This is a genomic window from Enterobacter sp. MGH85 (assembly GCF_001037655.1).
GTDB classification, from domain to species: domain Bacteria; phylum Pseudomonadota; class Gammaproteobacteria; order Enterobacterales; family Enterobacteriaceae; genus Enterobacter; species Enterobacter intestinihominis.
Genome location: NZ_KQ089925.1, coordinates 3,261,562 through 3,277,456 on the forward strand (window position 1 = coordinate 3,261,562; position 15,895 = coordinate 3,277,456).

The 15,895-nt window shown below is 53.5% G+C and carries 14 protein-coding genes; 9 read left to right on the forward strand and 5 right to left on the reverse strand.

All coding sequences use genetic code 11. The features are described from left to right. Positions 1–132 precede the first annotated feature (132 nt). Genes SK51_RS15340 through SK51_RS15350 form a run of 3 tightly spaced genes read left to right on the forward strand, consistent with a single transcriptional unit; the run spans position 133 to position 2,843 of the window. On the forward strand, positions 133–855 hold the full coding sequence (locus SK51_RS15340) for a DUF969 domain-containing protein (protein ID WP_023306222.1): 723 nt from the start codon (positions 133–135) through the stop codon (positions 853–855). Beyond that, positions 852–1,838 carry a DUF979 domain-containing protein gene (locus tag SK51_RS15345; RefSeq protein ID WP_023306221.1) on the forward strand — a complete coding sequence of 329 codons (987 nt, stop codon included), beginning with the start codon at positions 852–854 and terminating at the stop codon, positions 1,836–1,838. The genes SK51_RS15340 and SK51_RS15345 overlap by 4 nt, the downstream gene beginning before the upstream one ends. Positions 1,839–1,847: 9 nt before the next feature. After that, positions 1,848–2,843, forward strand: a complete 996-nt coding sequence (locus SK51_RS15350; RefSeq protein ID WP_023306220.1) for a DUF2891 domain-containing protein — start codon at positions 1,848–1,850, stop codon at positions 2,841–2,843. Between the two features lie 3 nt (positions 2,844–2,846). On the opposite strand, the gene SK51_RS15355 is transcribed toward SK51_RS15350, so the two are convergent. Genes SK51_RS15355 through SK51_RS15370 form a run of 4 tightly spaced genes read right to left on the reverse strand, consistent with a single transcriptional unit; the run spans position 2,847 to position 7,824 of the window. Next, positions 2,847–3,920 carry a fimbrial protein gene (locus SK51_RS15355; protein WP_023306219.1) on the reverse strand — a complete coding sequence of 358 codons (1,074 nt, stop codon included), beginning with the start codon at positions 3,918–3,920 and terminating at the stop codon, positions 2,847–2,849. A gap of 15 nt (positions 3,921–3,935) precedes the next feature. Beyond that, positions 3,936–6,440: a fimbria/pilus outer membrane usher protein gene (locus SK51_RS15360; protein WP_226876789.1), complete on the reverse strand. Its 2,505-nt coding sequence runs from the start codon at positions 6,438–6,440 to the stop codon at positions 3,936–3,938. Positions 6,441–6,484: 44 nt separating this feature from the next. Beyond that, positions 6,485–7,153: a fimbrial biogenesis chaperone gene (locus tag SK51_RS15365; protein WP_032676230.1), complete on the reverse strand. Its 669-nt coding sequence runs from the start codon at positions 7,151–7,153 to the stop codon at positions 6,485–6,487. A 59-nt stretch (positions 7,154–7,212) separates the two neighbouring features. Further along, a complete protein-coding gene (locus SK51_RS15370; protein ID WP_022648150.1) occupies positions 7,213–7,824 on the reverse strand; it encodes a fimbrial protein in 612 nt (203 codons plus the stop codon). Positions 7,825–8,191: 367 nt separating this feature from the next. On the opposite strand from SK51_RS15370, the gene SK51_RS15375 reads away from it, so the two are divergent. The 6 genes from SK51_RS15375 (at position 8,192) to SK51_RS15400 (ending at position 14,484) form a co-directional block, all read left to right on the forward strand. Continuing rightward, on the forward strand, positions 8,192–8,719 hold the full coding sequence (locus SK51_RS15375) for a fimbrial protein (protein ID WP_022648149.1): 528 nt from the start codon (positions 8,192–8,194) through the stop codon (positions 8,717–8,719). A gap of 44 nt (positions 8,720–8,763) precedes the next feature. After that, positions 8,764–9,447 carry a fimbria/pilus periplasmic chaperone gene (locus SK51_RS15380; RefSeq protein ID WP_022648148.1) on the forward strand — a complete coding sequence of 228 codons (684 nt, stop codon included), beginning with the start codon at positions 8,764–8,766 and terminating at the stop codon, positions 9,445–9,447. Between the two features lie 38 nt (positions 9,448–9,485). Continuing rightward, entirely contained in the window at positions 9,486–12,068 is a 2,583-nt protein-coding gene (locus tag SK51_RS15385; protein ID WP_023306216.1) for a fimbria/pilus outer membrane usher protein, read from the forward strand. Further along, a complete protein-coding gene (locus tag SK51_RS15390; protein ID WP_022648146.1) occupies positions 12,068–12,646 on the forward strand; it encodes a fimbrial protein in 579 nt (192 codons plus the stop codon). The genes SK51_RS15385 and SK51_RS15390 overlap by 1 nt, the downstream gene beginning before the upstream one ends. A gap of 23 nt (positions 12,647–12,669) precedes the next feature. Beyond that, positions 12,670–13,806 (forward strand): type 1 fimbrial protein, encoded by a 1,137-nt coding sequence (locus SK51_RS15395; RefSeq protein WP_048206792.1) that lies wholly within the window; start codon positions 12,670–12,672, stop codon positions 13,804–13,806. Between the two features lie 120 nt (positions 13,807–13,926). Beyond that, a complete protein-coding gene (locus tag SK51_RS15400; RefSeq protein WP_023300131.1) occupies positions 13,927–14,484 on the forward strand; it encodes an OmpH family outer membrane protein in 558 nt (185 codons plus the stop codon). On the opposite strand, the gene SK51_RS15405 is transcribed toward SK51_RS15400, so the two are convergent. After that, a complete protein-coding gene (locus SK51_RS15405; protein WP_032676233.1) occupies positions 14,463–15,851 on the reverse strand; it encodes an MFS transporter in 1,389 nt (462 codons plus the stop codon). The genes SK51_RS15400 and SK51_RS15405 overlap by 22 nt on opposite strands. Positions 15,852–15,895: the final 44 nt, after the last annotated feature.

Consider the following 15,895-nt stretch of genomic DNA (forward strand, 5'->3'; position numbering starts at 1 on the left):
TTTTAGTGCAGGTTCTGTGGAGCCTCACGCAACACACAACATCGCGCGCCGTAATGCACCGGCTTCGCTCTGCTGCGAAGTATAAAAAATAGCCGTCGGCGCGCAACGCTCACTTTGGATAGGGTAACGTTTATGGACAGTTCTACACTGTTGCCACTTATCGGGATTCCGGTGGTGGTTATTGGTTTTGCACTGCGTTTCAACCCGCTGCTGGTTGTCGTGGTGGCGGGGCTGGCAACGGGCCTGCTGGTTGGCATGGATTTCGGTATGCTGCTGGAAACCTTTGGCGAAAAGTTCGTGAATAGCCGATCGCTCGCCACTTTCATTCTGATCCTGCCGGTGATTGGCCTGCTGGAGTATTACGGGCTGAAAGAGCGCGCTCAGGCCTGGGTCGCGAAGATCGCCAGCGCTACCTCGGCGCGTATCCTGATGCTCTACTTTGTTGCCCGCGAAGGGACGGCTGCGCTGGGCCTGATGTCGCTTGGCGGCCACGCACAAACGGTGCGTCCTCTGCTGGCGCCGATGGCCGAAGGGGCGGCCCTGAATGAATACGGCGAACTGCCGCAGACTATCCGCGACAAAATCAAAGCCCATGCCGCCGCCTGTGACAATATCGCGGTTTTCTTTGGGGAAGATATCTTTATCGCCTTTGGCGCGGTACTGCTGATTGATGCGTTCCTGAAAGAGAACGGGATCGAGGGGATCGAACCGCTGCATATCGGCCTGTGGGCCATTCCGACCGCTATTGCGGCACTGGTCATCCATATGACGCGTCTGCTGCGCCTCGACGCCAGCATTCGTCGCGACGTGATGGCCTGGAGAGCAGAGCAGGGTACGCAGGAGATCGCACCATGATGACCCTTATCACCATTAACCGCGTGTACTACCTGATCGGCTTTGTCGTGATGCTGCTGGTTGTGATGACCCTTCGCGATCGCGCTAACCCGAAACGCTATACCACCGCGCTGTTCTGGTATCTGTTTGGCGGGATCTTCCTGTTTGGCGATCTGATGGTGCAGGAGCTGGGTAAGTCGCTGGCGTATCGCATTATTGGCGGCGCCGTTATCGTGATTGCGCTACTGGCCGGTTTCGGGCTGGTCGGGAAGGGGCATTATAAAATGTCCACCGAGGAGGAGCGGGTTACCTCATCACACCGGCTGAAAAACTGGCTATTCTTGCCCGCGCTGATGATCCCGGTGGTGACGGTCATCGGGACGCTGTTTCTGAAAGGCGTGTCGATTGGCGGTGTCTATCTGCTCGACCAGAAGCAGCTTACGCTGGCGGCGCTGTGCGTGGCCTGTGTGGCAGCTATCCTCACCGGCTGGTGGCTGACAAAAGGTACGCCGCTGCATGCGGTTCGTCAGTCGCGTCGGCTGGTCGATACCATTGGCTGGGCGGTGATCCTGCCGCAGATGCTCGCCATGCTCGGCGGGGTGTTTGTGGTGGCTAATACCGGCGAATCGGTACAAAAGGTGGTCAGCCTGTTTGTGAACCCGGACAGCCGCTTCATGCTGGTGGTCATTTATTGCGTGGGGATGGCGCTGTTTACCATGATTATGGGCAACGCCTTCGCTGCCTTCCCGGTGTTAAGCGCCGGTATCGCTCTGCCATTCCTGATTAACGTCCATCACGGTAACCCGGCACCATTGCTGGCTATCGGCATGTACGCAGGCTATTGCGGCACGCTGATGACACCGATGGCCGCCAACTTCAACATCGTGCCCGCCGCGCTGCTGGAGCTAAAAGACAAATATCAGGTTATCAAGATCCAGATCCCGACCGCGTTAACCTTGCTGGTGGTGAACGTGTTCTTAATGTATTTCCTCGTGTTTCGCTAAGGAGCTGCAATGGAATTAACGCAACATCAGGCTGACGCCTTCGCCAGAATGCCGTTGACCTATTTACGTCAGGAATACCCGAACCACATTATGCATCTGCTCAACGATGACGGCGACGTTCTGCCGCCTCGCGAGCTGCACCCGATCTTTTACGGCTGTTTTGACTGGCACTCTGCGGTGCACGGCTACTGGCTGCTGCTGCGCTGCCTGCGTCTCTGGCCCGAACTGCCGTGTCGGGAAGAGATCATCACTCTCTTCGAAGAACACCTGACCGACGAGAAGGTGGCGAAGGAGTTGGCCTATTTTACCGCGCCGTTCCGCGCGTCGTTTGAGCGACCTTATGGCTACGGCTGGCTGCTGGCGCTGGCCCAGGAGCTGAAACAATCGTCACTGCCGCAGGCGGAGCGCTGGTACCAGACGCTGCAACCGTTAACGCGGGATATTCGCCAGCGGCTGGTGGATTACCTCAGCAAGCTTACCTATCCGATCCGCGTCGGGACGCACTACAACACGGCGTTTGCGCTCGCTCTGGGGCTGGATTATGCCCGGGCGGTGAACGATGACACGCTTGAGCGCGCCATCCTGGACGCGGCAACGCGGTTTTACCTCGCGGACACGCATTATCCTGCGCATTATGAGCCGGGTGGCGACGAGTATATCTCCGGAGCGCTGACCGAGGCCCTGCTGATGAGTAAGGTGGTGGAGGATTTCCCGGCCTGGTTCGATGCGTTTCTGCCTGAAGTGGGCGCCATTTCTGCGCTCATGAACCCGGCTGAGGTGAGCGATCGCACCGACCCGAAAATCGCGCATCTGGACGGTCTCAACCTCAGCCGTGCCTGGTGTATGAAGCACATTGCCCGCGCCCTACCGGAAAATCATCTCGCCCGGAAGCCATTACGCGATGCCGTTGCGCGCCATCTCTCGGCAAGCGTGGAGCATGTTGTCGGCAGTCACTACAGCGGCGGGCACTGGCTGGCGAGTTTTGCGCTGCTGGCACTGGAGTAGCGCTTAGTTGTATATCAGACTAAATGTCGCTAGGCTGTCTGCCAGCCCCGCGGTGGCCTGGGTTTCGGTGCGCACATATTGTGCGTCGTAATCCAGGGAAAACGCGGTCTGCCGGGCAGCGTTGGCAAAAGGTTCGACACCGGTGCTGTTGAGAGGAACGGTTGTACCTCTGGCGGCACCGTAGTTATCGCCATACAGAATGCGGATCCCCACGCCGGTAGCGGCGCTCTCCTGTTGACTTAGCGCCAGCACATCGTGATTCTGCGCGTCTTTTTCAGTCGGACCAAAGAACCCGATCTTCACCGCTGCCGTTTGGGATGCGTCACAGACCAGAGGGATGATGAAGCGGTGTTTATCCCCATCCATTCCTTTGTTGAGATCGCTTACGCTACTTTGTCCCATATTGACGGTGATGTTGTTATCCGAGATATAACAGCTCGATTTATGCACTTTCAGGTCGGCGGCAGCGACTTCCACCGTCACGCCAGCTTCAGATATCACCGCGCCGTTAGTATCCTCCAGAATCAGCGTTCCTGCGCGAATTTGCCCGCTGTTCGGCTGTTCATAGACAATCTCCTGCGCGGTTTTATAAAACACGACGAAGAACTGGGTCGCCATTTGCGAGGGATCGTTTGTGCTGCAAATCGCAACGCTGTCATCCCCCGAGGCGATGTAATGCACGGGTTCAGCTGCACAGTGCGTGGTTTCGCGAATGCCCACCGCAAACCCGACGCCGGGAATATCTGGCACGTCATAAACGGAGGCCGGGGCGCCCGTACCGTTCGGCGCCACGCCGCTGACGGGCGCTACGGTTAAGGCGTTATTGGCCACAAAGCGCATCGTTACCGGGCCGGTTCCCTCAGGACAGTTATAAAACGAGCGGTTTTCCTGGCCCAGGATAGCGCCTGAAAGCATCGACCCCGGAGGGATCGAGGGGTTATCAGTGATCGAGTAGTTTTGAAAGTTAATGACCGCATCGCCCATGGTCGGCGGGCAGGTCTGAGACGCCCTTGCCGTAGCGTGAATCAGCAAAAAAGCGAGCATCAGGAGATTGATTAAACGGTTGATATTGTTCACAGATATCTCAGTAAGTTATTGGCACTGAAGCTTCAGAAGCGTGACCGGAGTGCGGCCAGCGGTATCCGGAAGGCGTAATGGGGCGCTACAGCGCATATCCTGGCCTTTCTGCCGCCAGCTGGCATGCAAGGTCCCGCGTAGCGGCACGCCGCTGAGATAGACCTGTCCTGCTTCGCCAATGATGCCGACGCTTGATTTCGCAGACGTCCCGTTCGAGACATACGCGCTGGCGCCAAATGGAAGCGGGCGCCCGTGTGCCGTAAGGGTGATGAGCGTTCTGATGCCCACGTGGGTATGGTAATTCGCCAGGACGACCGCGCCGCTGGTCGGCACAATCGTTCTGCTGTTCTGGTCCAGATCGACATTTTCTGCCAGCGTTTCGGTATCCAGCGAAATGGTGTTTTTGTGATACGCCGATAAGGTTGGCATCACGGCATAACCTCGGGAGTCGGTGTGAACATTGGTCGCCCCTTCAACCTGAACGTCCGACGCCTCGTCAGCGCGGATCAGCGCCAGGGTATCCCCAAGGCTTTGGCTCAACGTCACCCCATACTGTGTTGCCACAATGCCGCCTGCCGCGCCGTAGTTCACGCGGTTGCTATAGCGATCGTGGCTGTACCCGAGACTGGCGCTGCCATAACCGCCGTGATAAGCCAGCGCAAGGTTGCTGTTCGCGGTTTTGGCCTGGTTGTCGAAGCCCTGCTGGAGGTTATAGTTCAGGCGATCGTGGGCCAGCGCCGTACCATACAGCGAAACCTGCCGGGTAGTATGGCCATCAAGGTTATTGTTGAGGCTGTAGCTGGTTGTTGCGCCGGGTAGCCAGCGGCTGAGTGGGACGCTGATGCTAAGGTTTATCGCCCGTTCGTTGTCGCTATCATCAGCGCTTGAGCGGGTGAGATAATACCCAACACTCAACGACACCCCTTTGTAGTTAGCGTAATAGCCAAGATGGACGGTTTGATCGACCGCCGAGGCGTTCCAGTAATCCTGACGGTAAAAGGATGCGCTGATATTGCCCAGCGCACCGAGATCCTGCGTCAAACTGAACTGTGTGCGGTTACGCCGGTTATGCATGTGCTGGTCTGGATCGCTGTCATCATTTGCTTCACTGAAACTGTAAAAGTCATGCGTCGTGTAATGGCTGGTCGAAAGGGTGAGCGACGTGTTCGTTTCAGCGAGATTTTTTTGGTACTGAGCGCGTATTTGCTGCCCGAGGGCCAGCCTGTCATCACTGAGGTGTGCTTTCGCCGCAACGGTGTCCACACCCAGTGCCCCAAACCGGCCAAAATCTTTACCTAATCCCAGCGCGAGAGCCTGATAGTGGCCGGAAAGCTCCGCTCCGCCGTACAGCGTCAGGCTTGAAGACAATCCGTAAAAGGCGGAGGCCTGAACAAACGGCGGGGTGTCGCCCTCGGCGTCAGGGCTGTTATACCGTCCGGCGCTGGCGCTGAATTTCAGTCGTTTCTCCCGTAGCATAAAGGCCACCGAGGAGTAGGGTTGGGTGAACGTGCGTTCGCTGCCATCACTTTCATGGACCGTGATCTCAAGATCGCCGCTTTGCGAAGTGGGGAAGAGATCGCTAATGACAAATGCGCCAGGCGCAACATAGGTTTCATAGATGGTGTAACCGTGCTGGCGAACGCTGACGCGGGCATTGCTGTGAGCGACCCCGCGGATCGTGGGCGCGAAACCGCGCTGGCTGTCCGGCAGCATATTCTCATCCGAGGCAAGCTGAAGCCCCGTAAACTGAAAACTGTCAAAAACCTCGCCAGACGTGTAGGCATTCCCTATTGTTAACGCGCTCTTCAGCGGCGTAATGGCCCGCTGGAGGGATGTTCCCTGAGACTGCCAGTGATGGGTATTACCATATTCAAACGTGGCGTAATTGCGTAAACGCCACGCCCCCAGGTTGATACCGGATCGCAGGCTCAGATAGCTGCTGTTGTCATGAATATTGTCGATGTTGGTTGTCGAGCCCGTAAGATTGTAATCGACAAAAGCAGCGGGGATGCCGTCGTCCCACTGTTCGGGAGGAATATAATCGGCACTTTTTTGCAACATGGCTGCCTGCGGAATGCTGAAAACCAGCCGATGATGGGTGAAGTCAAAATGCGTCGACGCATCGGGAATATATTTGCCGATGTCCGTAAATGTCTCCTCGTCATGCAGCGCATCGAACGAAGAGAAGGCCGCGATGTTTACCCCAAGTCTCTTGAGGTACGCCTGGTTGAGGACTGGTGAGAGCGTTCCCCCGGTATCAACGAATGCAATTTCGCGCTCATCCCGCTGCGTCTGGTTAACAACAACCGCGACACGATAACGTCCCGGCTGCTGACCGCCTTGTCGGGAAAAATAGCTTAAGTCGCTAGCCTGCTGCTGATCTGCTGTGATCTCCAGCGCCTGAGGATCGAAGTACTCATCGGCCTGTGCCCGGCGCACATGAATGCCAGACGTGACCGCACCCGCAAGCATCGCGAGCGTATAAATGCGGGGTAAATTGCGTGGGCCGAGAGAATGCATGTGCGGTCGTTGGCTACATTCGCCAAAGGCGTGTTGTCACAGCGTCAGGATTGCGTGGCGACTCTCGTCAGCCCGCCGTAATCGTTGATTGCCTGCCAGTGAATGGTCCCCGAGCAGGGAATGTGCCATTGACGATCGGAGAAGGGGTCAATCATTCCCGGCATTTCAACGTCGGTGTTCCCAACGCTGACCTTGTAAAACGATACAAACCAGGGCGAGGGGTTGTGTGCGCTAAGCGTATTATTACGACAGGTAAATTTTAATTTTTTGTAGGCAAGTTCGGCATTGCCTTTCAACCCTGCGGGACGGAAAAATAACTTGAATTTTGACTTCACGTTAATCTGCAATTTGTTGCTGTTTGCTTTTTTGCTCGGGGCAATATTTTTGATGTTAAGCCAAAAAACAGATTCCCGGTCGGTGGGTAATGGCGTTCCAAGATAATTGATGCGCAGCGAGTTTTTCTGTTCCGCATCTAAACGAAATAACGTAGGCGTCACGATAAAGGGCGGAGCGGTTTTATTCTTACTGTCAATATTTTCAATCCACGACTGAATAAGATAAGGGGTTTCTTTTTCCATATTGGTAATGGAAAATGCCACTTCTCTTTGCCGCTCAAGGTAAACAACACGCGTACCGCCCATCACAACCCCCGCGTGTGCTGACAGACTCATGCCGAGCGAATAAAAGAACAGGGCCGCGGTGAGTTTCTTCATTTTCAGATCCCCGTAGAGGAAAAAGATAAGCAGAGAAAGCTCTGCTTATCATCAGTCGATCAGTTATAAACCATCAGGAAATTGGCATCTGCGTCGGCTTCTCCGGTGCTGACGACATCGGTGGTGGCATTATAATTGGCGTAGAAATTGAGTGTTTTTGAATCTTCCCCTTCGGCAAGGTCGATACTCTGAGAAATATCACCAATTTTAATCTGCGTGTTACGGTCGCTTTCATAGAGTTTAACGGCAACGCCAGTCGCAGTATTACCATCGCTGTCCACGGAGGAATTTAAACCCAGCAGGGTATTATCATTCGCATCTTTGTTACCATCAAACAACACGGCAACGGTTTTAACGGAATCCGGGCAACCTTCAACTGAGATCTGGAAAGGCGTGCGCGTGGTCTCTTTTTGGGTGGCAAAGTAGCTTGCAGCCCAGGTGCCTAATTCAACGGTTTGCCCTGCTGAGTCGGTGGTGATATTACAGGATGCATCGGTAATCTTACCGGTAAAATGGACTACGCCGCCCGTGCCCTGAGTCCCCGCATCGTTCTCTGGGTTGGTATTAATATTATTGTCGCTGTCACCAGAAGGAAGGCCCGCCAGCGCACTGCCACTTGCCATCATCAGGCCACAAAGGGTTAATGCGATCATGTTTTTTTTGTTGATCATGCCTATTGTTCTCATTCGCTCAAATATGTCAGTCTGGATATGCTGCTAGCCACACTGCCGGTGGCGTTATTGCTCAGAAAAAACAGCGCGAATGCTAACAAAATGCCAATCCAGGCCATAACAAAAGGTTGTCTAAAATTAAATTACTTTATTTTACGAAACTCCGTAACTTTCTTGTAACCTTACTTCGGGTTTGCTGATGTCGTTTATTGATGTTGCGAATCTAATTCCTGCCTGAGGGTTTATATTTGCCTTGTCACAAACGGTGCATTATTCATTGTGAGCTCAGTGGAGCTACTTTGTTATTGTCTCGTCCTGGCAGGAATAAAAATGAAGATATTTATTATTTCTATTGGGATATCAACGAATGAAACTGACTAAAATTGGTGCGACGCTTATTCTGACTTTCTGTGGCGCGAGCGCGGCGACGGCTTCTAACACTATCACATTTAATGGAACGGTGCTCGATCAGGGTTGTGATATTGCCGTTGATGGCGGCACGGCAAATGCGACCGTTGATCTGGGCTCAACGGCGGCAACCGACCTCGCTACAAAAGGCGACCTTGGCGCGCCAAAACAGTTTGTGTTCGACCTGAATAACTGCCCAACCAGCACGACTGCAAATATTGTCTTCTCAGGCCCTGTTGATGCTGTTGCAGCCGATCCATCCTATTTTGCAAACACTGCTACGCTGGGTGCGGCAACCAACGTGGCCGTTCAGCTCAAGCAGGGCGGCTCAAATGGTACCATCGTCAAAAATAATGCAGATAACGATCCTATTACTTTCACCGATGGCACAGCGAGTCAAACCTATACCGCGCAGATGATTGCCACCGGGCAGGCCGTTGCCGGCGATGTTAACGCTGTTATTACCTACAACGTCCGTTATAACTGATTCCGCAGGAGGGGAAACCCTCCTTTTTAGTTTGTGAGTGCATTATGAAACCCATCGCCGCTGTTATTTTTTGCGTGGCCAGCGCCGCCAGCCTGAACGCGTCCGCCAGTATTGTTACCGGGAGTACGCGGGTTATTTTTGACGGCTCCCGCCAGGCCGCCTCTTTGTCCGTTGAAAACTCTGACAAGGTTACTAACCTGGTACAGTCGTGGATTAGCCCGGCTAAAGGCAGCCCGTTAAAAAAAGAAAATATGATTATTACGCCACCGCTATTCCGTCTGGAAGCCGGGAAAAAAGCGTCAATTCGTATTGTGCGTTCAGGTTTACCTGTTCCGGAAGATCGTGAATCGCTGTTATGGCTGAACGTGAAAGGGATCCCCGCTACCGACGGTAGTGAAGGTAAAAATACGATGCAAATTGCCATCAACTCAAAGATTAAGCTGATCTACCGTCCGGCAGCATTACAGGGGCAGACGCCAGAATCCAGTGCGGAAAAGCTTAAGTGGAACCTGACCGCGAAGGGTTTACAGGTCAATAACCCGACACCTTTTTATATGAACTTCTCACGAATTGAAATTAATCACCAGGCGTTAAGCGGACAGTATTTTGTCGCGCCATTCTCCACGTTGAGTATTTCTGAAGGTGTTATGTCACCTCACGGCAAAGTAACCTGGTCGCTTATTAATGATTATGGCGTGAAAGGCCCGGACAAAGTCACCTCATATTAATCGACACCGTAAGTCTCCCGCACGGATACAGGGTTACAATGGAAAAAGTGAAACAAACCTACGTCCTTTCTTTAGGGCTCGGGCTCAGTGTTGTCTTTAGTTCTTTCAGCGCACGTGCGCAGGAACATTTCAACCCTCATCTTTTGGAAACAGACAGCGCAGAAGTGCCAGCAATGGATCTCAGTCTGTTTGCCAAAGATGAGGTGCCGCCCGGGGACTATAACGTCGACATTTTTATCAACGGCAATCTGGTAGACAGTAAAACCCTCTCTTTTCGACGGTTGAAAAGTGCCCCTACGTCAGACCGCACAGGGGCATGCTTAAACGTCACTCAGCTGAAAGCCTGGAACGTTCGTGTCGATAACTATTTTGGCGAACAGGAAAAAGCCAGCGAATGTGTGGATCTGTTTACCATCCCCGGCGCGGACGAAAAAATCGATCTGGCGCAGCAGCGTTTCGACCTGATCCTGCCGCAGGTTGCTTTATTTAACACCGCAAGGGGTTATGTTTCACCGGAGCGCTGGGATGAAGGGATCACGGCGGGTTTACTTAATTACAGCGTCTCAGGTCAACAGGATCTGCATCAACGCAACGGCACCGACAGCAGTAATCAGTTTCTTAGCCTGCAACCGGGGCTGAACGTAGGCGCCTGGCGCTTTCGCAACTATTCCACCTATACCCATTCCGAATCCGAAAATGACTGGGATTCCGTGTATACCTACGCCTCACGGGATATTAAATCTCTTAAAAGCCAGCTGGTACTGGGACAAGGAACCACGCGCGGCGGCATTTTTGATAGCGTAGGTTTCACCGGGGTGCAGATGTACTCGGATAACGATATGAAGCCGGACAGCATGCAAGGCTTCGCCCCTGTAATACGCGGTATAGCCCGCAGCAATGCCGAAGTGACGGTATACCAGAACGGTCACAGCATTTATAAGGCTACCGTGCCGCCGGGGCCGTTTGAATTCAGCGATATGTATCCGACCGGCAGCTCCGGCGATCTGCAGGTGGTGATCAAAGAGTCCGACGGTACGCAAAGTAGCTTTATTGTGCCTTACGCCACGCTGCCGGTATTGCAACGTGAAGGTCAGGTGCAGTATGGCCTGGTGGCGGGCAAAACCCATCAGGACGGGTCGGGTTCACGTGCAGAGGATTTTAACTTTATTCAGGGATCAGCGGCCTGGGGCGTCGGAAAAGGGATCACGCTTTACGGCGGCTATATTCAGGCGGAAGACAATTATTCCAACTTGATTGCCGGAACCGGTTTTAATATGGGCAGCGCCGGAGCGCTCTCATTTGATATTTCCCAGTCGTGGGCGGATATCCCGCAGCCGGACAACATGCGACAACAGGAACACCATAGCGGCCAGTCGTATCGCGTGCGCTACAGTAAGACGCTTCAGCAGACCAACACCGATATTGCCGTCGCCGGTTATAAATTTTCAACCCGGGGTTATCTTTCGTTTCAGGACTTCCTCAATGACTGGGATCCGGGCAATAGCACTATTGATAATGGCCGCGAGCGAAACCGTTTTGATGTGACAATCTCACAGACGTTGCCTTTCGGCACCCTGTCACTGAGCATGTACGACGCCTCTTACTGGAACAGTGAACATGCGGACTCCATGAACCTGGGCTTCAGCAGCACGCTTGGACCGGTGTCGTACTCGCTGAACTATGCCCACTCTAAAAACGTCAATGGCGGTTACAATAACGATTCCGATAACTACGACGACGATAACGTCTTCTCGCTTAACCTGAGCGTACCGTTCAGCGCCTTCAGCCACAGTGAAGCGGCCCGGTCTGTTTCGGCTAACTATTCGATGAACAGTAGTAAAAACGGCGATACCACGCACAACATCGGAATTTCCGGTACCGCGATGCAGGAAAACCAGCTGAACTGGCAGGTTTCAGAAGGCTATAACGCCGATTCTGAAGCTACTAACGGCAATGTCACTGTGGGTTATCAAAGTACTTATGCCGATATGTCCGCAGGCTATAGCTACGACGATTACAGCCGACGAGTGAATTACAGCCTGCGCGGGGGCATGGTGCTGCATCGCGACGGTATCACCCTGGCGCGTCAGCTTAACGATAGCGTAGCGCTGGTTGAAACGCCGGGGGTTTCCGGTATGCCGATCAACGGGCAGACGAACGTTCATACCGATTATTTCGGTAACGCCATTGTGCCGTACGTTCGTCCGTATCACAGCAATTCGATCTCACTCAACACAGTGGATGCCAGCGATACTTCCGCGGCCATTGATAACATCGCCAAAACCGTGGTGCCGACCAAAGGGGCGGTAGTACGCGTGAAGTACAACACCTGGATTGGACAAAAGGCGATGATGACGCTGACCTACAACGGTAAACCGGTGCCGTTTGGCGCAGTAGTAACACAAACCAGCGGCGAGTCGGATGACACGCGCAGCAGTATTGTTGGCGACGGCGGGGAAGTGTATCTCGTCGGGCTCGCCGGGAAAGGGCGGTTAATTGTTAAGTGGGGGGAGACGGCGAACAAGCAGTGCGCCGTTGATTACACACTTGCCGGCGCTAAAACAGAGGCCGATATTTTATTCATCAACGGGGTTTGCCATCCCGTATCGGGAGCAAATTAATGTCACGCTTCATTATTCTCCGTTCCGGCCTTAAATCGCTCATCGGCCCGGGAATGGTATTCATGCTGAGCGTGTCGCCGGCAATGGCGTACACCGATCGCAATGATATTGAGTTCCATGTCACCGGAAACATTATTGATGGCTCATGTAACGTCACCAAACCGGAGGCAGTCGACCTCGGGAAATATTACTGGAAAGACTTTGCCGTAGCGGGGGGGAACACAGGAAATGTGCCAGTGACCATCGCGTTTGACAGCTGCACCGCAGGGTTAAGCCAGGCAACGGTTACCTTTACAGGCGCACCTTACGCTGAAGATCCGGCTTATGCCTCTGTCATTTACGCCAATCAGGTGGCGGCAGATGCAGGCGGCGCGACCGATGTCGGCCTTCAGTTGTTTATCCGTGACCACGAACATCCCATCAGCGGTGTCGCGCTGGCCAACGGCGTGAGCTACCCGGTTGCGCTCGAAAACCAAACCGGCGCGATGACTTTTACTGCCCGAATGTATACCCCACATGGGACCCCAACACCGGGTGCATTCAGCAGTGCGATTACATTGAATGTTGTTTATAACTGAGCTTAAGTGAGCAGACTAATTTCATGTCAAAATATTTATATTATCTGGTGTTATTGCTGGGGACAGTCCCACTATTAAGTCATGCAGCCTGTAACCGGGATAACGGCGATGATGTTACCGTCACGACGATCCCATTACCCTCGAAACTGTTGGTCAGTGCGAAAAATTATACCTTTGGCGAAGTGTTATACGATTCTGGATATATCAGCGGGACGGATGGGGATGTCACGATTAAAAACTGTAGCAGGGATTATTACGTAGGATTTCATTATAACCCGACTCATTTAGCGTCGGCGTCGCCGGTGGGAGATAATATCTACCCGACCACGATACCGGGTATCGGCATTAAGACCTACACGCTTAACCAGGCCGGTCCGTATGATTATGAACGTGCGGTTGATAACTCATGGCAGTCCGGCGATGGCGAGAGCAGCCATACGCTGGCGGGCTCGGCCTATCGTGTGCAGTTGATTGCGACGGGGGGTACAATCCCGAGCGGTAATCTGGCCCTCGAGAGCGGCAAACTGGCGACGGTGGAATTTCGTGAAGGGCAAAGCAGTTCGGATAACGGTGATAATGCGTCAGAAGTCTATTTGTCAAATACGCAGATAGAAGTCTATGCGATGGGATGCTCAGCATCCGTTTCTTCCCTGCTGTTTAATATGGGCGATGTGGATACCTCTGCGTTTGATAATTTTAAGATGGTGGAAGGACCCGAACAGGATGTTGGTCTGAGCTGTCAGCCAGGCACCAACGTGACCATGACCATCAACGGGCCGCTTGCCGAGGGCGACAATGATAATGGCTCAGTGATTGCCTTAGACCAGTCTGAATCGGGTACGACGGCGACCGGTGTGGGGGTCGTGATATCAGCCTATCAACCGGCGCTACGCAGTTTTACCTACTGGGCCATTGGTCAGGAGGTGCAAGCTTTTAATTCCAGTCGTGTAAAAGCCGCATCACAAGGCAGTGGGCTGGCTGCCGATGGTACCGCGATTGCTGATATCGGCTCCGCAACAACCTATAGCGATCCGGCAAATGCAGGCGGGGCCGGAGAGTCTGAAACCTTACGTTTCAAAGCGTGGTATTACAAAACCAGTGACGTTGTCACGCCAGGGCAAGCAAATGCCACCGGGACAATCACCCTTAAATATAATTGATACCTTTGATCATGACAGGGGGTAGCGCTGCGGTTTATTTTTGTACACCTCTGCGCTACCGTTATGTGTTTCTGTCGTGTACATTTCCTCTGCGACCCTATTTATTCGGTGGAACTGACAATGATTACTAAACGGTCTGAGCCACGCTTTTCATTCATTCTGTTAATTTTTGTGTGTCTTGTAGGATTATATTCTTTTAACGGTCACCTTAAGCCTCACGCCGGACAAAAAGGGGTTGCATGTATTTCTTACAAGCGGATCCTGCGTGAATCACCGTTACTGGCACAGGAAAAAAAGCAGAACGAAATACTTCTCGCATTAGCTAAAAAATCCGCGCTTGAAGTTGAGAAAAAATATTACGCTCTGCCAGAACCCTTGCGCCGTGAAATGAAAGCGATCGATGATATGAGTAAAAACACGCAACTGCGGGCAGAGCAGGGTCGCCTGCGGCATATAAGCCAGCGAGTCATATCTGATACCGTTGAAAAATACAGAATAGATCATCACTATTCGGTCGTTTTCAATAAAGATAGCGCCTCTACAGTGGATTATGGTCACGACATCAGTAATGAAATTATTAATGAATTACAGCATGTAAAAGTGGTGTACGGGCCGCGCCCTAATTTTGAAGATGCGACCCGGGAGCTTTTGCTCGCTCAACCTGTTTCCGCAGGATGAGTGATTTTACCCAGCCGGCTCGCGCTGACGATGACCGCTACCGCAGAAGCCGCCGCAGCGATCCACAGTGCAGCATGAATAGCTCTCTCATTTGTCGCCAGCAGTACGCCCACAGCGGCGGCCCCCAGACACTGCCCGAACGTGCGCATAATGGATAACACACCGGATGCATAGCTCGCATAGTCACGACTAACGTTTGAGAGCATTTCCCGGTTATTGGGACTCTGAAAGCAGCCAAATCCCATCCCGCAAACCAGGTTTCGCAGGCAGATATCCCACATCGAAGGGCTGGCGGGTAACGTTGCCAGCAGAATCAAACCGACGACAAAAATCATCAGCCCCAGAGTTGAAATCACCGGGGAGGAAATCGTGTCCGCCCACCGGCCTGCATGCGGCGCAATCAGCACGATCCCGAGCGGCCACGGCGTAAATAGCAGGGCAGAAATCACCGGACTGTAGCCGTATTCGCTCTGAAACAGGAAGGGTAGCGCAATAAAGGTGATACCCTGGCTGACAAAAGCAATCATCGACGTTAGGGCCGCGAGGGTAAAACGTTCATTTTTGAATATGGCTGGCGGCAGTAAGGGGTTATCCGTGCGGCGGATCTGCCAGATAAAAGCCATGCCGCTCAGCGCAGCGAGAACCGTCCAGCAAAGACTACCTGTGTGATAAGTAGCATCATGGAGGCTGTTCGCCGCCACGATCGTCGAACCCAATAGCAGCGCCGACAATATGGCGCCCAGGGAGTCAAAGGGCGCTTGCTTTCGAACCGCATCCCGCGGCAGCGCTTTGACCGCCAGCAGCAAGGCGAGGGTGCCGGGAAGAACGTTTATCGCAAAAAGCCATTGCCAGCTCAGGGTGTGAAGGATCGTACCGCCCAATACCGGGCCGATAGCGGAGCTGGAGGCGATGAGCAGGGCGTGCAAACCCAGAATGCGGCCAAGCAATCGTCCGGGAAATACGGACCGCAGTATCGCGGGAGCAATACTCAGCGTCGCTGCGCCGCCGATCCCCTGAAGCACGCGCATACCGATAAGCACTTCGGGCGTTTTCGCCAGCGCGCAACCCAGCGATGTCAGGGTAAAGGTCGTCAGGCCTGCCAGAAATACTGGGCGATAACCCAGGCGGGCCGCAAGCGCCGCGAATATCGCCAGCGTCATTGCAGCCGCCAGCAGATACCCGTTGGCGAACCAGACGGCATAACTGGCTGGCACCTGCATCTCCTGAGCCATGGAGGGCAGGGCAATGTTGATCATGGTGCCATCAAACACGCCCATTAACGTGGTGGTCATTATCGCGGCCATCACCCGTGCGCGCGTCGGGCCAGGCAGTCCATCGTCGCCGGGTTGGCTGGAAAAAAGCATCATCTTGTTGTCCTTAGAGAAGAGTGTGTGGATGACAAAACTATAAA